Here is a 16,727-nt window from a genome sequence, read left to right as displayed (position 1 = left end):
CGGTTATCGGCACGCAACAGCGCTTCTTGAGGCTGAATCGTTTCAATAAATAAACTCGAAACGGTCGGCGTCCAGGTTGGCCGGAAACCGCGTGCGATAAGCTGCCAGGTCCGCCGCGCTCAGGCACACGGTGAACACTCCGTCGGCTTCGCCAGCGCTGAGCAGGGTTTCGCCCTGGAAGTCCAGCACCTGGCTGTCGCCGGTATAGGCGAAGCCCTTGCCGTCAGTGCCGATCCGGTTAACCGCCGCTACGTAGCACAGGTTTTCGATGGCCCGCGCCGGCAGAAGCCGGTTCCAGTGATGGCGCCGGGCGCCCGGCCAGTTGGCGGTATACAGCAACAGGTCAGTGTCCTCGGCGTCGCGACTCCATGCAGGGAAGCGCAGGTCGTAGCAGATCAACGGGCGAATCCGCCAGCCCTTGAGCTCGAACAGCACCTGCTGGTCGCCCGGTGTGTAGTGGTTATGCTCGCCCGCCATGCGGAACAGATGGCGCTTGTCGTAATGCAGCACTTCGCCGTCCGGCCGCGCCCACAGCAAGCGATTGCGATGGCTGCCATCGGCGGCCTGGACGATCACGCTGCCGGTGATTACCGCATCCAGTCTCGCCGCCTGGTCCTTGAGCCACTTGCTGGCGGGTCCGTTTTCAGGCTCCGCCAGGGTCTCGGATTCCATGGAAAAACCGGTGGTGAACATTTCCGGCAGGATGATCAAGTCCGCCCCGCGCGCCTGCTCAAGCAACGCGTCGAAATGCTCCAGGTTGGCCCGGCGGTCGTGCCAAGCCAAGGTGGTCTGGATCAAGGCAATGTTCAGGTTGGGCAAGGCACTCAGATCACGCATAGTTTTTCCGCCGCTTCACGCAGCGTCTCCTCGCGCTTGGCAAAGCATAAGCGCACCAGGCGCTGGCCCTGCGGCGGGTTCTGGTAGAAGACCGAAATCGGGATGGTCGCCACGCCGTGTTCACGGGTCATCCACAGCGCCATGTCGACGTCATTGAGGTCTGGGCGGATCTGCGAGTAATCGACCAGTTGGAAGTAAGTGCCGGCGACGCGCTTGAAGCTGAACCGCGACGGTGCCAGCAGATCGCAGAACAGGTCGCGCTTGGCCTGATAGAAGCCTGGCAGTTCATCGACGTGTTCGGGGTGCTCGGCCATGTAGTCGGCCAACGCATACTGCAATGGCGTCACGCCGCAGAAGCTGACGTACTGATGCACTTTGCGCAGCTCCGCCGTCAGGGCGGCAGGCGCGACGACGTAGCCGGTTTTCCAGCCCGTGACGTGGTAGGTCTTGCCGAACGAACTGACCACGAAGGCGCGACGATACAGTTCCTCATGGGCAAGTACGCTGACATGAGGCACGCCGTCGAATACCAAGTGCTCGTAGACTTCGTCGCTGATCAGGTAGATGTCACGATCACGGATCAAGGCCGCCAATTGGTCCAGCTCGGCGCGGCTGATCAACGCTCCGCTGGGGTTGTGCGGCGTGTTGAGGATGATCATGCGCGTGCGCGGGCTCAGGGCTTCGCCGAGCTTCTGGAAATCGATGGCGAAATCGTCCAGGCCCAGTGGCACATGCACGCAACGCCCGCCGGCCAGTTGCACGGAAGGCTCGTAGCTGTCGTAGGCTGGGTCGAAGACGATGACTTCGTCGCCACTGTTAACCACCGCCGCAATAGCGCAGAAAATCGCCTGGGTCGCGCCTGGGGTCACGGTGACTTCCTGATCGGCATCGACGCTGGCGCCATAGCTGCGGGCGATCTTCGCCGCGATCTGCTGGCGCAGCGCCGGCAGGCCGGTCATGGGCGAATATTGGTTGTGGCCTTGGGCAATGTGCCGGCCGACCGCATCGCGCAGGGCTTGCGGGCCATCGAAATCGGGAAACCCCTGGGACAGGTTCAGCGCGCCGGTCTGTGCGGCGAGCTGGGACATCTGGGTGAAAATCGTGATGCCGACGTTCGGCAACTTGCTGGTGATCATCGAGGGTTCCCTGGGTCTGCACCCGGCTCTGGTGCGGCGCGGGAGAGGTCGAGGATAGCCCAATCGCCGGGCATGAAAAAGGGTGCCCGTGGGCACCCTCTTCAATGCATCTCGTCGCGGAACCTGTGGCGAGGGGATTTATCCCCGCTGGGTTGCGCAGCAGCCCTAGAACCCAACAACTCGGTATATCAGGCGTATTGAGTTGCCTGTCTTGGGGCTGCTTCGCAGCCCAGCGGGGATAAATCCCCTCGCCACAGGGTTCGGCGCGCTGCATCGACAATCAGCGCTTGTCGCGACGCTTCTTGTCGGCCTTCTTGTGGTGCGACATCAAGCGGCGCTTCTTGTTGACCTGGCGGTCGGTGAGCGTGTTCTTGTTGCCTTCGTACGGGTTCTCGCCGCCCTTGAACTCGATGCGGATCGGGGTGCCGACCAACTTCAGGACGCGACGATAAGTGTTCTCCAGATAGCGAACGTACGACTTGGGCACTTTCTCGATCTGGTTGCCGTGGATCACAATGATCGGCGGGTTGGCGCCACCCAAGTGGGCGTAGCGCAGCTTGATCCGACGATTGTTGACCATCGGTGGCGCGTGCTCGCCAACGGCGTCTTCGAGGATCTGGGTGAGGCGGTTGGTCGGCCAGCGGGTGACCGCCGACTTGAACGAGTTCTGCACCGAAGCGTAGAGGTTGCCCACGCCCGTGCCGTGCAGGGCCGAGATGAAGTGGATGTCGGCGAAGTCGACGAAGAACAGCCGGCGCTGCAATTCGACCTTCACGTAGTCGCGCTCGCTCGGCGTCATGCCGTCCCACTTGTTGATCGCGATAACCAGCGCACGCCCGGCTTCCAGGGCAAAGCCCAGCAGGTTCAGGTCGTGATCCACCACGCCTTCGCGGGCGTCCATCACGAAGATCACCACGTTGGCGTCCTTGATCGCCTGCAGCGTTTTCACCACGGAGAACTTTTCGACTTCTTCGTGGATCTTGCCGCGCTTGCGCACACCGGCGGTGTCGATCAGCGTGTACTTCTCTTCGTTACGCTCGAAGGGGATGTAGATGCTGTCGCGGGTGGTGCCGGGCTGGTCGTAGACGATGACCCGGTCTTCGCCGAGCATGCGGTTGACCAAGGTCGACTTGCCGACGTTCGGGCGACCGATGATCGCGATCTTGATCCCGTCTTTTTCGCTCGGGCCCGGGATGCGCTTGGCTTCCTCGCCCTCGGCAACGATTTCTTCCTCGCCTTCTTCCGGCTCGTCTTCGTCATCCTTGGGGAAATCAGCCAGGGCGATTTCCAGCATCTGGGTGATGCCACGTCCGTGGGCACCGGCGATCGGTATCGCCTGGCCCATGCCCAACGGCGCGAACTCGGCGCGGGCCATGTCGGGGTCGATGTTGTCGACCTTGTTGGCGACCACGTAGGAACGCTTGTTACGCTTGCGCAAATGCTCGGCGATCATCTGGTCGGCGGCGGTAAAACCGGCCTTGGCGTCTACCAGGAACAGCACCACATCGGCTTCTTCGATGGCGAGCAGAGACTGCTCGGCCATTTTTTCGTCCATGCCGTGTTCATCACCGGAGATGCCGCCGGTGTCGACCAGAATATAGGTACGCCCTTGCCACTTGGCCTCACCGTATTGGCGATCACGGGTCAGACCGGACAAGTCGCCGACGATGGCGTCGCGAGTCCTGGTCAGGCGGTTGAACAAGGTGGACTTGCCGACGTTCGGTCGGCCCACCAGGGCGATTACGGGAACCATGCGGCTCTCCACTTCGTTATTTCAGAAAATACAAAAGCCGCTGCGAGGCAGCGGCTGGTGCTCGGGGCCAACCTGTAGGAGCGGGCTTGCTCGCGAATGCGCTGGCCCAATGAGATGGATGTCAACTGATCCACCGCTTTCGCGAGCAAGCCCGCTCCCACATGAATGAAGCCGCTTGGGAATTAACCCAAGCATAGTCTTACTTGATGGTCAGGGCTTCCAGTTTGCCGCTGTTGCCATACACATAAATCATGCTGCCCACCACCAGCGGACGGGCACGCAGGCCGTCGCTGTCGATGCGCTCACGGCCGACGAAACGACCGTCCACCTGGCTGAGCAGGTGCAGGTAACCTTCCAGGTCACCCACTGCAACGTAGCTGGAGAACACTTCCGGGGCCGACAGTTGACGACGGGCCAGGGAATCGTTGCTCCACAACGCGGTGGTGGAACGTTCATCGACGCCTTCGACCGTGCCCGAGGACAGGCTCACATAGACGCTGCCAAAACCCTGGGCGACACCGGCGTAGCTGGAAGCATCGCGCTGCCAGAGTACACGACCGCTTTCCAGGTCCAGCGCCGCGACGCGACCCTGGTAGCTGGCGACATACAGCGTACCGCCGGACAGCAGCAGGCCGCCGTCGATGTCGACTACACGTTCCAACTCCGAACGACCTTGAGGGATCGCTACACGCTGTTCCCAGACCGGCACGCCGTTGGAAATGTCCAGGGCGACGACTTTACCAGTCGACAAACCAGCCACCGCGAGGCGGTTGGTGACGATCGGCGCACTGGTGCCGCGCAAGGTCAGTACCGCCGGAGTGCTGTCATACAACCAGCGCTGGTTGCCGGTGGCGGCATCCAGGCCGATCAGGCGGTCATCCTGGGTCTGGACCACGACCACGTCGCCGTTGGTGGCGGGCGGTGCGAGGACTTCACTGGTCACGCGGGCGCGCCATTTCTCTTCACCGCTGCTCGCGTCCAGGGCGACGATCTCCCCCTTGAGCGTGCCGATCATGACCAGCCCGTAACCCACGCCAACGGCGCCGGACACAGGCAGCTCGAGATCTTTCTCCCACTTCACGTCGCCGTTCATGCGATCCATGGCCATGACGACGCCCGTGACATCGCCGGCATAAATGGTGTCGCCGTCGATGGCCGGCACCAGCATGTTGTAGGTTTCACCCTGGCCGTCACCGATGGAACGGCTCCATTGCTTCTGCAGCACGACTTCTTCTTTGAAGTCGGTCAGTTCGGCCGGAGGCAGTTCTTTCTTGCTGTTGCTGCTGCAACCCGCGGCCAGAATGGCCAGGGCCAGCAATGCTGCATGTTTCCAACGGATCACGTCACGCATCCCCTTTGGCCAGGTCGTCCAGCTTGATTTGCAGGCCACCGACCGCGGCTTCATCCGACAGCGCAGCCTTGGCTTTTTGGTAGGCCGCATGGGCCTCATCGGCACGGCCCAGCTGTACCAGCAGGTCGCCCTTGAGTTCTTCGCGAGTCGCCAGGAACGCCTTGTCGGCGTCGCCGTCGAGCAGCTTCAAGGCGTCTTCGGTCTTGTTCTGTGCCGCCAGCACCTGTGCCAAGCGCTGACGTGCGACTTCGCCCAGGGTCGGGTTGGCCGGCTTGTCGACGATCGCTTTCAGCTCAGTGGCCGCATCGTCCAGCTTGCCGCTGTCTACCGCGACCTTGGCCACGAACAGGCTGCCGTACTGGGCGTAGGCGGTACCGCCGAACTCTTTGTTCAGCTTGCCGGCCAGGTCCGCCACGCGTGCCGCGTCAGGCTTGCCGTCCGGGGTCAGGGTGGTTTCCAGCAATTGCTGGTAGAGCATCGAGGCGCCTTGCGACTGGTTGCTCTGGTATTTCTGGTAGGCCTGCCAGCCGAACACGATGACCAGCGCCAACAGGCCGCCAGTGACCAGCGGCTTGCCGTTGCGCGTCCACCAGTCCTTCAAATCCGCCAGCTGTTCATCTTCGGTACTCGACACCCCAATACTCCTTAATCGCTAAATCGGCTGTTTGACAGCTTCAACCCTGCACGACGCAGGTGGCCAGGTGTGCAGCAAGCGCATCCCAGGCAATGCTTTGTTGTTCGCCCTGGCCACGCAGGGGTTTGAAACCTACCACTTGTTGGGCCAGTTCGTCGTCACCGAGGATCAATGCGTACAGCGCACCGCTCTTGTCGGCCTTCTTGAATTGGCTCTTGAAGCTGCCGGCACCGGCGTTGACCTGCAGGCGCAGGTTGGGCAACTGGTCGCGAACCCGCTCGCTCAACGACAGGGCGGCCAGCTCGGCAGCCTCGCCAAAGGCGCACAGGTAGACGTCGACCTGACGGGACAGCTCTTCAGGCACCTTGTCCAGCGCCTCAAGCATCAATACGAGGCGCTCGATGCCCATGGCAAAGCCCACGCCGGGGGTCGGCTTGCCGCCCATCTGCTCCACCAGCCCGTCGTAACGGCCGCATGCGGCACACGGTGCCCTGGGCGCCGAGCTTGTCGGTGACCCATTCGAAGACGGTCTTGCTGTAGTAGTCCAGGCCGCGAACCAACTTCGGGTTGATCACGTAGGGGATGCCCACGGCGTCGAGGCGAGCCTTCAGCCCTTCGAAGTGCGCACGGGACTCGTCGTCGAGGTAGTCGGCCATTTTCGGCGCGTCCACCAGGATCGCCTGGGTTTCCGGATTCTTGGTGTCGAGCACGCGCAACGGGTTGGTCTTCATGCGGCGCTGGCTGTCTTCATCCAGCTTGTCCACGTGCGCGGAGAGAAACTCCACCAACGCTTCGCGGTAGCGACCGCGGGATTCACTGGTGCCCAGGCTGTTGAGCTCGAGCTTGACCGCATCACGCAGCCCCAGCTCGCCCCAAAGGCGCCAGGTCATGACGATCAGCTCGGCGTCGATGTCCGGCCCCTCGAGGTTGAACACCTCGAGACCGATCTGGTGGAACTGGCGATAACGGCCTTTCTGCGGGCGCTCGTGGCGGAACATCGGGCCGACGTACCAGAGTTTCTGCACCTGGCCGCCGCCGGTGATGCCGTGCTCGAGCACTGCACGCACACAGGCCGCCGTGCCTTCGGGGCGCAGGGTCAGGGAATCGCCGTTGCGGTCGTCGAAGGTGTACATCTCTTTTTCGACGATGTCGGTGACTTCACCAATGGAGCGTTTGAACAGCTCGGTGAACTCGACGATCGGCATGCGGATCTGCCGATAACCGTAATTATCCAGCAAACGCGCCACGGTGCCCTCGAAATAACGCCATAGGGGCGTCTGCTCGGGCAGGATGTCGTTCATGCCACGAATGGCTTGCAGAGACTTGCTCACATGTATTCCTTAATCTTGCGACTTAACCGCGCGCGATGACCGCTGCGTCGGCTTCGACCTTTTCGGCCGCCTTCTGGCGAATCAGCCGTTCCAGCTCATCCACCAGATTGTCATTCGTCAGTTTCTGCGACGGCTTGCCGTCGATGTAAATCAGGTTCGGTGTACCGCCAGTCAGGCCGATATGGGCCTCCTTGGCTTCGCCAGGCCCGTTGACCACGCAGCCGATCACCGCGACATCCAGCGGCACCAGCAGGTCTTCGAGGCGCCCTTCCAGTTCGTTCATGGTCTTGACCACATCGAAGTTCTGCCGCGAGCAACTCGGGCAGGCGATGAAGTTGATGCCACGGGAACGCAGGTGCAGGGACTTGAGAATGTCGTAGCCGACTTTCACTTCCTCGACCGGGTCAGCCGCCAACGAGATGCGGATGGTATCGCCAATCCCCTCGGCGAGCAGCATACCGAGGCCGACGGCGGATTTCACCGTACCCGAACGCAACCCACCGGCTTCGGTGATGCCCAGGTGCAATGGCTGGACAATTTCCTTGGCCAGCAGGCGGTAGGCTTCGACGGCCATGAACACGTCGGACGCCTTCACGCTGACCTTGAAGTCCTGGAAATTCAGGCGTTCGAGGTGTTCCACATGGCGCAGGGCCGACTCCACCAGCGCGGCTGGGGTCGGTTCGCCGTATTTCTTCTGCAGGTCTTTTTCCAGGGAACCGGCGTTCACGCCGATGCGGATCGGGATGCCGCGGTCGCGGGCGGCATCGACCACGGCACGAACACGGTCTTCGCGACCGATATTGCCCGGGTTGATGCGCAGGCAATCGACACCCAGCTCGGCCACGCGCAAGGCAATGCGGTAGTCGAAATGAATGTCGGCCACCAACGGGACCTTGACCAGTTGCTTGATCTTGCCGAACGCCTCGGCGGCATCCATGTCCGGCACGGAGACACGCACGATGTCGACGCCGAGCGGCTTCCAGGCGGTTGATCTGTGCGACCGTGGCGGCCACGTCATTGGTGTCGCTGTTGGTCATGCTCTGCACAGCGATTGGCGCATCGCCGCCCACGGGCACGTTACCGACCCAGATTTTCCGGGATTCGCGACGCTTGATTGGAGATTCGCCGTGCATGACTTATTGACCCAACTTCAGGCGAGCGGTCTCGCCACTGGTGAACGGAGCGATGTCGACCGGCTGGCCGTTGTAGCTGACCTGCGCGCCACGGGCATAACCCAGGCGTACGGCAAACGGTGGCTTACCGTTGACAGACGCGCTGTCGCCCTTGCGCTTGAGGCCACTGAACAGGACTTTGCCGTTGCCATCGGTGATCTGCGTCCAGCAATCGGCGGTGAACTGGATCTGGACCTGGCCGTCACCCGCCGCCGGGGCCGCTGGAGCAGCGGGTACCGCCGGAGTCGCCACGGCAGGTGCTGGCGTGGCAGGCGCAGGAGTAGCAGGCGCTGTCGGAGTGCTGCCAGCATGGGCCGGAGGAGCAGGCGCCGCCGGAGTGTTGCCGGCATGGGCCGGAGCCGTAGGCGCTGCAGGCGTGGGAACGGGCGCCTGCGCGGCTGGGGCGGCTGGCTCGGTGCCGGCAGCGGTATCGGCCTCGGCGCCATCCTGGCCCTGGGGCAACGCCAGTGCGGTTTCGCCTTCAGCCTGGCCTTCGGCAACGGCCTGGTCTTCCGGCTCGTCCAGCGGATGGATCTGGGTGGTGCCGTCGGCGCCTTCGACTTCGACGTGCTCGGTGTTCATCGCAACCGGTTCCTTGGTACGCAAGGACGCCTGGTCCTGCCACCAGACAAAACCGCCACCGATCACCGCGATCAGCAGCAACAAGCTGACGATGCGCAGAATGGTGTGGGAAACACGCACGGGCTCTTCGATACGGCCCAGGCTGTGCACGTTGCTGCCCTGGGCGTCGGAACCGGTGTATTGATCGAACTGCTGGACCAGCACGGTCTGGTCCATGTCGAGCAATTTGGCATAGGCGCGGATATAGCCCCGGGCGAAGGTATGCCCTGGCAATTTGTCGAACGCGCCGGCTTCCAGATTGCTCAGGGAAGTCACGGTAAGATTGAGCTTGTGGGCCACTTCGGCCAGCGACCAACCATTGCTTTCGCGGGCTTGACGCAGGGTCTCACCGGGATTTACGCGAGTCGCTGCTACAACTTCGGGATGCGCCGCTTTCATCATTGCTCCGACAGGTATTGCTGATATTCCGGCGTACCGGGATAGAGTCTTTTGAGTTGCAGGCCGTAACTTGCAGCCTTGTCGCGATCTTCAAACACATGTGCCAGCCGAACGCCGAGCAATAGACTACGTGCATTTTGTTCGCTCAGCAGGCTAAAACGCTCGTAATAGTCACGCGCGGGCACATAATGCCTGTCTTCGTAAGACAACTCAGCCATTTCCAGCAATGCACGCGGTTGTTGGCGGTTGAGCCGCAGCGCCTTCTCAAGCTGCTGGCGGGCCAGGTCGCGCTGGCCGAGTTTGGCAGCCGTCATGCCGAGGTTCTCGAAAACCCGTGAACGCTCGGGATAAAGGGTATCGGCGGCCGCTTGCTCGAAACGTTCGTAGGCGTCCTTGTAACGGGCCTGTTCGTAGAGAAAACTGCCGTAGTTGTTCAGGATACGGGCATCTTGTGGCCGGGCCGACAACGCCTTGCGAAAATGCTCGTCAGCCAGCTCCGATTCCAGCTCGGCCTGGAACACCAGCGCCAGCGCCGCATTGGCATCGGCGTCGGAGCTGTCCAGTTCCAAAGCTTTCTTGAGGGGCACCTTGGCCCGCTCGGTCATGCCCTGCTGCAGATAGCCGATGCCCAGTTGCACGTAGGCCTGGCGGGCTTCGTCGCGCCCTTTGCTGGTCTTCATCGGGTTGTAGTCACCCGACAGGACACAACCGGAACAGAGACCGGCCAGCAGCAAAACGAGCGCGAAGCGCAGGGACATAGAGTTCCTCTCTTAGTGACTGTTCGCAGCGTTCTGCACTGCATCGTCGGTGGCGTTCAGTTCGCGCACGGCGATGTAGCGTTCGCTGCGACGGGTGCGATCCAGCACCTGTCCTACCAATTGGCCACACGCGGCGTCGATGTCTTCGCCGCGAGTCGTGCGCACGGTGACGTTGAAGCCAGCGTGATGTAGCTGATCCTGGAAGCGACGAATCGCGTTGTTGCTCGGACGCTCGTAACCAGAATGCGGGAACGGGTTGAACGGGATCAGGTTGATCTTGCACGGGATGTTCTTGAGCAGCTCGATCATCTCGACCGCATGTTCAACCTTGTCGTTCACATCCTTGAGCAGGGTGTACTCGATGGTCAGCACGCGTTTCTCGCCCAACGCCGACATGTAGCGCTGGCAGGATTCGAGCAGCATCTTAAGCGGATATTTCTTGTTGATCGGCACCAATTGGTTACGCAATGCGTCATTGGGTGCATGCAGCGACAACGCCAGGGAGACGTCGATGTGCTTGGCCAGCTCATCGATCATCGGCACCACGCCGGAGGTAGACAGGGTCACGCGGCGCTTGGAAATGCCATAGCCCAGGTCATCCATCATCAAATGCATGGCGGAGACGACGTTGTCGAAGTTCAGCAGCGGCTCACCCATGCCCATCATCACCACGTTGGTGATGGCACGGTCGACGGTTGCCGGGACGCTGCCAAAGGATTTGTTGGCAATCCACACCTGGCCGATCACTTCGGCGGCGGTGAGGTTGCTATTGAAGCCTTGCTTGCCGGTGGAGCAGAAACTGCAATCCAGGGCACAGCCTGCCTGGGACGAAACGCACAAGGTGCCGCGCTTGCCCTGGGGAATGTAGACGGTCTCGACGCAGCTGCCGGACGCCACGCGCACCACCCATTTACGGGTGCCGTCGCTGGAAATGTCCTGGCTGACCACTTCGGGGCCGCGAATCTCGGCAACAGCCTTGAGCTTTTCGCGCAGGGCCTTGCCGACATTCGTCATGGCGTCGAAGTCGTCGACGCCAAAGTGGTGAATCCATTTCATCACCTGGCCGGCACGGAAACGCTTCTCCCCGATCGAGTCGAAGAATTTCTCCATTTCCGGCTGGGTCAGGCCCAACAGGTTGGTTTTGCCGTTCGATGTAGTCATGGATTCACCTTCACTCAAAAGCCTGGGCTTAGCGAGTGGTTACTTCAGTAGCGGAGAAAAAGTAAGCGATTTCGCGAGCAGCGGCGGCTTCGGAGTCCGAACCGTGGACGGCGTTGGCGTCGATGGATTCAGCGAAGTCAGCACGGATGGTGCCAGGAGCAGCTTCTTTAGGGTTGGTAGCGCCCATCAGCTCACGGTTGCGAGCGATGGCGTTTTCGCCTTCCAGCACCTGGACGACAACCGGACCGGAAGTCATGAAGGCAACCAGCTCACCGAAGAAACCGCGCTCGCTGTGCTCAGCGTAGAAGCCTTCGGCTTCGGCTTTGGACAGTTGCTTCATTTTCGAAGCTACAACGCGCAGGCCAGCGTCTTCGAAGCGGGTAACGATCTTGCCGATCACGTTTTTAGCAACGGCGTCAGGCTTGATGATGGAGAAAGTACGTTGAACAGCCATGGTGTAACTCCAGAAACGGTAATTTGCGAAAAATTAAACCCGCGAATTATACGCGGGTTCAGGGGTATTGCCTAACCTGCCGGGTCGATCAGTCGATTTCGTCGATCCAGAGCTGTTGGACAGCCTCCAGGACCTTCTCGCCACAACGGCCAGAGGTGTTGTCGAAATCGGGTAATTCCATGATCCAGCGCTGCAAATCGACAAAATTCACAGACTCCGGGTTCACGTCCGGCTTGGCTTCGGCCAGTTCTTCTGCGATGCGTTGTACATCAGTCCAACCATAGCTCATGACAGTATCACCATCAGTGCGGCGCTTCGGCCGCATGGTTAAGCGAATATTTCGGAATCTCGACGGTCAGGTCTTCGGTGCCGACGATGGCTTGGCAACCCAGGCGCGATTGCGCTTCCAGGCCCCAGGCCCGATCGAGGAAATCTTCCTCCAGTTCGTCCGCTTCTTCCAGCGAGTCGAACCCTTCGCGAATGACGCAATGGCAGGTCGTGCAAGCGCAGACGCCGCCACAGGCACTTTCCATCTCGATATGGTGCTCATGGGCCAGCTCGAGAATCGAAATTCCGGGCTCAGCCTCCACGACCATGCCCTCCGGACAGAACTTCTCGTGGGGCAGAAAAATCACCTGCGGCATCAGTTATTCCTCGATTTCATTCAGGTTGCGCCCCGCCAGGGCGGCTTTCACCGTCGAGTCCAGGCGGCGGGCAGCAAAGGCATCGGTGACCTGCGACAGACGCTTGGTCTGCTGCTCGATGGCATAACCATCGGTGCCCTTGATCAATTCGGAGAGTTCTTGCATCTGCATTTCGATGACCATGCGCTCTTCGGCGTCGAGCAGGCGCTCGCCATCGGCTTCGAGAGCGGCCTGCACGGCTTCGACCAGGCGCTGGCCGTCAACCTGCTGCTCGCGCAGCACACGGGCGACCTTGTCGTCGCTGGCGTGCTGGAAGGAATCCTTGAGCATCTTGGCGATTTCACCGTCGGTCAGGCCATAGGAAGGCTTGACCTGGATGCTCGCTTCCACGCCCGAACCCAGTTCGCGAGCGGAAACGTTGAGCAGACCGTCGGCATCGACCTGGAAGGTCACCCGGATCTTCGCCGCACCGGCGACCATGGCCGGGATGCCGCGCAATTCGAAGCGGGCCAGGGAACGGCAGTCGCTGATCAGCTCACGCTCACCTTGCAGCACGTGGATCATCATGGCCGACTGGCCGTCTTTATAAGTGGTGAAGTCCTGGGCACGGGCAACCGGGATGGTGGTGTTGCGCGGGATCACCTTCTCCATCAGGCCGCCCATGGTTTCCAACCCCAGGGACAATGGGATCACGTCGAGCAACAGCAGTTCGCCGCCGTCGCGCTTGTTGCCGGCCAGGGTATCGGCCTGGATCGCGGCGCCGATGGCGACCACCTGATCCGGGTCAATTTCGGTCAGCGGCTGACGGCCGAAGGCTTCGGCAACGGCTTCGCGAACCCGAGGCACGCGGGTCGAACCACCGACCATGACCACGGCCTTGACGTCTTCGAGCTCTACGCCGGAATCGCGCACGGCACGGCGGCAGGCCTTGAGGCTGCGGGCAACCATGGGTTCGATCAGGGCATCGAAGGCTTCGCGGGTCAGCGCGGCTTTCCACTCGCCATAAACGACTTCAACCGTGTTGGCGTCGGTCAAGGCTTCCTTGGCGGCGCAGGCAGTTTGCAGCAGGTGGCGTTGCGCACCCGGGTCGAGGTCGGCGGAGAGGCCCGCTTGCTCGATGATCCAGCCCGCGATGGCATGGTCGAAGTCATCGCCGCCCAGGGCACTGTCGCCACCGGTTGCCAGGACTTCGAAAACACCACCAGTCAGGCGCAGGATCGAAATATCGAACGTACCGCCGCCCAGGTCGTAGATCGCGACAAGGCCTTCGGCGTGCTGATCGAGGCCGTAGGCAACGGCCGCTGCAGTCGGCTCGTTGAGCAAGCGCAGCACGTTCAGGCCGGCGAGCTTGGCGGCGTCCTTGGTGGCTTGGCGCTGAGCGTCGTCGAAATAGGCCGGCACCGTGATCACCGCCCCCACCAGTTCACCGCCCAACGCCGCTTCGGCACGTTGGCGCAGGACTTTCAGGATGTCAGCGGAAACCTCTACCGGGCTTTTCGGGCCTTGGACGGTTTCGATGAACGGCATATGGGATTCGCCACCGACGAAGCGGTACGGCAATTGATCGCCCAGTTGCTTGACGTCGGACAGACCACGACCCATCAAGCGCTTGACCGAGACAATGGTATTCAGGGGATCGGTGGCGGCGGCCAGCTTGGCCGACTCGCCCACTTCAACGCGGTCGGCGTGATAACGCACGGCGGACGGCAGGATCACCCGTCCCTGCTCGTCGGCCAGCGGTTCGGAAAGACCGCTGCGCAAGGCAGCGACCAGGGAATTGGTGGTACCCAAGTCGATCCCGACAGCCAGGCGACGCTGGTGCGGTTGTGGACTTTGGCCGGGTTCGGCGATCTGCAGTAGGGCCATCGTAATCAGGACTTATCTGTAATCAGGCGTGCGACCGGAGCGGCACTGGGTTAATCGTCGAGGCGCTCTTCTAGTTGGCGCACTTCGTGGGTGAGCTTGTCGAGGAACTGCATGCGCCGCATCAGGCGTTCGGCCTGTTCGCGTTGCGCGGCATCGTTCCAGCAGGCTGCGAAGCTTTCGTTCAGTGTGTGCTGGGCATCTTTCAGGCGGCGCTTGAAAACCGCGACACCGGCCAGGTCGGCGCTGTCCTGCAGGTCTTCAAGCTCCTCGCGCCATTGCATCTGCTGCAACAGGAACTCGGGATCGTGGACCGTGACTTCCAGGGGCAGCTCATGACCGCTGATGGCGAGCAGGTAACGCGCGCGCTTGGCCGGGTTCTTGAGCGTCTGGTAAGCCTCGTTGAGATTCGCCGACTGCTCGAGCGCCCGCCGCTGCTCCGCCTCGGAGGCATCGGCAAAGCGATCGGGGTGGACACCACGGGCCAGTTCCAGATAACGCGCGGACAACTGATCGAGGTCCAGCTGGAAAGCAGGCTGCAACTGGAACAACGCAAAATGACAAGGAGTACCCACGAGCAGCCTCAGATGTTGAAGCTTTCGCCGCAGCCACATTCACCGCGCACGTTGGGATTGTTGAACTTGAAGCCTTCGTTCAACCCTTCCTTGACGAAATCCAGCTCGGTGCCGTCCAGGTACGTCAGGCTCTTCGGGTCAATGATCACTTTCTGACCATGACTTTCGAACACCTGGTCGTCTTCACCGACTTCGTCGACGAATTCCAGTACATAGGCGAGGCCGGAACAGCCCGTGGTGCGAACACCCAGGCGGATACCCTCGCCCTTGCCGCGCCCTGCAAGAGAACGCTGCACATGCTTAGCTGCCGCTTCTGTCATCTGGATAGCCATGGAAACTCCTTACCGTAACGCGGATCAGATCAAGCCTTTCTTCTGCTTGTAGTCGCGAACGGCGGCCTTGATGGCGTCTTCAGCGAGTACCGAGCAGTGGATTTTCACTGGCGGCAAGGCCAGCTCTTCGGCCAGCTGGGTGTTCTTGATGGTTTCGGCTTCGTCGAGGGTCTTGCCTTTCATCCACTCGGTGGCCAGGGAGCTGGACGCGATGGCGGAACCGCAGCCGTAGGTCTTGAACTTGGCGTCTTCGATGATGCCTTGCTCGTTGACCTTGATCTGCAGGCGCATCACGTCGCCGCACGCCGGGGCGCCGACCATGCCGGTGCCGACGTCAGGATCCTGCGCGTCCATCTTGCCGACGTTGCGCGGGTTCTCGTAGTGGTCGATGACCTTTTCGCTATATGCCATTTGCTTCAATCCTCATCAGTGGAGCCGCTCTGGTGGCGACTTCTCAGTGCGCCGCCCATTCGATTTTCGAAATGTCGACGCCGTCTTTGTACATGTCCCACAGCGGCGACAGAGCGCGCAGCTTGGTCACGGCCTCGCAGACTTTCTGCGCGGCATAATCGATTTCTTCTTCGGTGGTGAAGCGGCCGAAGGTGAAGCGGATGGAACTGTGGGCCAGTTCGTCGTTGCGGCCCAGGGCGCGCAGTACGTACGAAGGCTCAAGCGACGCCGAGGTGCACGCCGAACCGGACGACACGGCCAGATCCTTGAGTGCCATGATCAGCGACTCGCCTTCAACGTAGTTGAAGCTCAGGTTCAGGTTGTGCGGGACGCGGGCGGTCATGCTGCCGTTGACGTACAGCTCTTCGAGGTGCTCGACCTGCTTGAAGAAACGGTCGCTCAAGGCCTTGATGCGCACGTTCTCGGCCGCCATGTCTTCCTTGGCGACGCGGAAGGCTTCGCCCATGCCGACGATCTGGTGGGTCGCCAGGGTACCGGAACGCATGCCACGCTCGTGACCGCCGCCGTGCATGGTCGCTTCGAGGCGAACACGCGGCTTGCGGCTGACGTACAGGGCGCCGATGCCTTTAGGACCGTAGGTCTTGTGGGCGGAGAACGACATCAGGTCGACTTTCAGCTTGGACAGGTCGATGTCGACCTTGCCAGTGGACTGCGCCGCGTCGACGTGGAACAGGACGCCCTTGGAGCGGGTCAGCTCGCCGATGGCGGCGATGTCGTTGACGGTGCCGATTTCGTTGTTCACGTGCATGATCGAAACCAGGATGGTGTCGTCGCGCAGGGCGGCTTCGACCATGGCCGGGGTGATCAGGCCATCTTCACCGGGCTCGATGTAGGTGACTTCGAAGCCTTCACGCTCCAGTTGGCGCGTGGTGTCCAGGACAGCCTTGTGCTCGATCTTCGAGGTGATCAGGTGCTTGCCCTTGGTGTGGTAGAAATGCGCGACACCCTTGATTGCCAGGTTGTCGGACTCGGTGGCACCGGAGGTCCAGACGATTTCACGCGGGTCGGCGTTGACCAGGTCGGCGACTTGGCGACGGGCGTTTTCCACCGATTCCTCGGCCTTCCAGCCGAAGACGTGGGAGCGGGACGCCGGGTTACCGAAGTTTCCGTCGACCAGCAGGCATTCACTCATCTTTTGCGCGACACGCGGATCAACCGGGGTGGTCGCAGAGTAATCAAGGTAAATCGGCAATTTCATGGACTCTCTCCTAAATCAGGCTGGCTGGCGTTCCGCG

Annotated in this window: 16 protein-coding genes and 2 pseudogenes; all 18 read right to left on the bottom strand. The window is 61.4% G+C overall.

Features of this window, described 5'->3' with window-relative positions; translation table 11 throughout:
- Nucleotides 1-42: 42 nt before the first annotated feature.
- On the bottom strand, nt 43-837 hold the full coding sequence (locus AB4N42_RS08725; protein WP_431144565.1) for an amidohydrolase: 795 nt from the start codon (nt 835-837) through the stop codon (nt 43-45).
- The gene (locus AB4N42_RS08720) at nt 825-1,973 is read right to left on the bottom strand and encodes a pyridoxal phosphate-dependent aminotransferase (RefSeq protein WP_460116102.1); all 1,149 of its coding nucleotides are present in this window, start codon (nt 1,971-1,973) and stop codon (nt 825-827) included. The genes AB4N42_RS08725 and AB4N42_RS08720 overlap by 13 nt, the downstream gene beginning before the upstream one ends.
- A 280-nt stretch (nt 1,974-2,253) precedes the next feature.
- Complete coding sequence (der, locus tag AB4N42_RS08715) at nt 2,254-3,726, bottom strand: ribosome biogenesis GTPase Der (protein WP_030139585.1); 1,473 nt, start codon at nt 3,724-3,726, stop codon at nt 2,254-2,256.
- Between the two features lie 199 nt (nt 3,727-3,925).
- Nucleotides 3,926-5,077 (bottom strand): outer membrane protein assembly factor BamB, encoded by a 1,152-nt coding sequence (bamB, locus tag AB4N42_RS08710; RefSeq protein WP_030139586.1) that lies wholly within the window; start codon nt 5,075-5,077, stop codon nt 3,926-3,928.
- Nucleotides 5,070-5,711: a tetratricopeptide repeat protein gene (locus AB4N42_RS08705; protein WP_030139587.1), complete on the bottom strand. Its 642-nt coding sequence runs from the start codon at nt 5,709-5,711 to the stop codon at nt 5,070-5,072. Before AB4N42_RS08705 ends, bamB begins: the two co-directional genes overlap by 8 nt.
- Nucleotides 5,712-5,751: 40 nt before the next feature.
- Nucleotides 5,752-7,042: pseudogene (gene hisS, locus AB4N42_RS08700) on the bottom strand (histidine--tRNA ligase).
- Nucleotides 7,043-7,064: 22 nt separating this feature from the next.
- A pseudogene (gene ispG, locus AB4N42_RS08695) lies at nt 7,065-8,175 on the bottom strand (flavodoxin-dependent (E)-4-hydroxy-3-methylbut-2-enyl-diphosphate synthase).
- A 3-nt stretch (nt 8,176-8,178) separates the two neighbouring features.
- Nucleotides 8,179-9,234, bottom strand: coding sequence for a RodZ domain-containing protein (locus AB4N42_RS08690; RefSeq protein ID WP_460116101.1), 1,056 nt, complete (start codon nt 9,232-9,234; stop codon nt 8,179-8,181).
- A complete protein-coding gene (pilW, locus tag AB4N42_RS08685) occupies nt 9,234-9,992 on the bottom strand; it encodes a type IV pilus biogenesis/stability protein PilW (protein WP_030139590.1) in 759 nt (252 codons plus the stop codon). The genes AB4N42_RS08690 and pilW overlap by 1 nt, the downstream gene beginning before the upstream one ends.
- 12 nt (nt 9,993-10,004) lie before the next feature.
- A complete protein-coding gene (gene rlmN / locus AB4N42_RS08680; RefSeq protein ID WP_030139591.1) occupies nt 10,005-11,153 on the bottom strand; it encodes a dual-specificity RNA methyltransferase RlmN in 1,149 nt (382 codons plus the stop codon).
- Nucleotides 11,154-11,181: 28 nt separating this feature from the next.
- Entirely contained in the window at nt 11,182-11,607 is a 426-nt protein-coding gene (gene ndk, locus AB4N42_RS08675; RefSeq protein WP_030139592.1) for a nucleoside-diphosphate kinase, read from the bottom strand.
- 88 nt (nt 11,608-11,695) lie between these two features.
- Complete coding sequence (gene iscX / locus AB4N42_RS08670; protein WP_030139593.1) at nt 11,696-11,896, bottom strand: Fe-S cluster assembly protein IscX; 201 nt, start codon at nt 11,894-11,896, stop codon at nt 11,696-11,698.
- Between the two features lie 13 nt (nt 11,897-11,909).
- Nucleotides 11,910-12,251: an ISC system 2Fe-2S type ferredoxin gene (gene fdx, locus AB4N42_RS08665; protein WP_030139594.1), complete on the bottom strand. Its 342-nt coding sequence runs from the start codon at nt 12,249-12,251 to the stop codon at nt 11,910-11,912.
- Nucleotides 12,252-12,254: 3 nt separating this feature from the next.
- Nucleotides 12,255-14,117 carry a Fe-S protein assembly chaperone HscA gene (gene hscA / locus AB4N42_RS08660; protein WP_030139595.1) on the bottom strand — a complete coding sequence of 621 codons (1,863 nt, stop codon included), beginning with the start codon at nt 14,115-14,117 and terminating at the stop codon, nt 12,255-12,257.
- A 50-nt stretch (nt 14,118-14,167) separates the two neighbouring features.
- Nucleotides 14,168-14,689 (bottom strand): co-chaperone HscB, encoded by a 522-nt coding sequence (gene hscB, locus AB4N42_RS08655; RefSeq protein WP_030139596.1) that lies wholly within the window; start codon nt 14,687-14,689, stop codon nt 14,168-14,170.
- A gap of 8 nt (nt 14,690-14,697) precedes the next feature.
- The gene (gene iscA, locus AB4N42_RS08650) at nt 14,698-15,021 is read right to left on the bottom strand and encodes an iron-sulfur cluster assembly protein IscA (protein ID WP_030139597.1); all 324 of its coding nucleotides are present in this window, start codon (nt 15,019-15,021) and stop codon (nt 14,698-14,700) included.
- 24 nt (nt 15,022-15,045) lie between these two features.
- Complete coding sequence (gene iscU, locus AB4N42_RS08645; RefSeq protein WP_003185157.1) at nt 15,046-15,432, bottom strand: Fe-S cluster assembly scaffold IscU; 387 nt, start codon at nt 15,430-15,432, stop codon at nt 15,046-15,048.
- Between the two features lie 43 nt (nt 15,433-15,475).
- Nucleotides 15,476-16,690, bottom strand: a complete 1,215-nt coding sequence (locus AB4N42_RS08640; protein ID WP_030139598.1) for an IscS subfamily cysteine desulfurase — start codon at nt 16,688-16,690, stop codon at nt 15,476-15,478.
- Nucleotides 16,691-16,727 lie beyond the last annotated feature (37 nt).

The organism is Pseudomonas sp. H2_D02 (assembly GCF_054677635.1).
This window is presented reverse-complemented; position numbering and strand designations above follow the sequence as displayed.

Bases quoted from the DNA above. Each gene is read 5' to 3' on its own strand.
- AB4N42_RS08720 (WP_460116102.1), bottom strand. From the start codon at position 1,973: ATGATCACCAGCAAGTTGCCGAACGTCGGCATCACGATTTTCACCCAG.
- ndk (WP_030139592.1), bottom strand. From the start codon at position 11,607: ATGGCTGTTCAACGTACTTTCTCCATCATCAAGCCTGACGCCGTTGCT.
- hscA (WP_030139595.1), bottom strand. From the start codon at position 14,117: ATGGCCCTACTGCAGATCGCCGAACCCGGCCAAAGTCCACAACCGCAC.
- pilW (WP_030139590.1), bottom strand. From the start codon at position 9,992: ATGTCCCTGCGCTTCGCGCTCGTTTTGCTGCTGGCCGGTCTCTGTTCC.
- AB4N42_RS08640 (WP_030139598.1), bottom strand. From the start codon at position 16,690: ATGAAATTGCCGATTTACCTTGATTACTCTGCGACCACCCCGGTTGAT.
- iscX (WP_030139593.1), bottom strand. From the start codon at position 11,896: ATGAGCTATGGTTGGACTGATGTACAACGCATCGCAGAAGAACTGGCC.
- rlmN (WP_030139591.1), bottom strand. From the start codon at position 11,153: ATGACTACATCGAACGGCAAAACCAACCTGTTGGGCCTGACCCAGCCG.
- bamB (WP_030139586.1), bottom strand. From the start codon at position 5,077: ATGCGTGACGTGATCCGTTGGAAACATGCAGCATTGCTGGCCCTGGCC.
- AB4N42_RS08725 (WP_431144565.1), bottom strand. From the start codon at position 837: ATGCGTGATCTGAGTGCCTTGCCCAACCTGAACATTGCCTTGATCCAG.
- iscA (WP_030139597.1), bottom strand. From the start codon at position 15,021: ATGGCTATCCAGATGACAGAAGCGGCAGCTAAGCATGTGCAGCGTTCT.
- AB4N42_RS08690 (WP_460116101.1), bottom strand. From the start codon at position 9,234: ATGAAAGCGGCGCATCCCGAAGTTGTAGCAGCGACTCGCGTAAATCCC.
- iscU (WP_003185157.1), bottom strand. From the start codon at position 15,432: ATGGCATATAGCGAAAAGGTCATCGACCACTACGAGAACCCGCGCAAC.
- der (WP_030139585.1), bottom strand. From the start codon at position 3,726: ATGGTTCCCGTAATCGCCCTGGTGGGCCGACCGAACGTCGGCAAGTCC.
- fdx (WP_030139594.1), bottom strand. From the start codon at position 12,251: ATGCCGCAGGTGATTTTTCTGCCCCACGAGAAGTTCTGTCCGGAGGGC.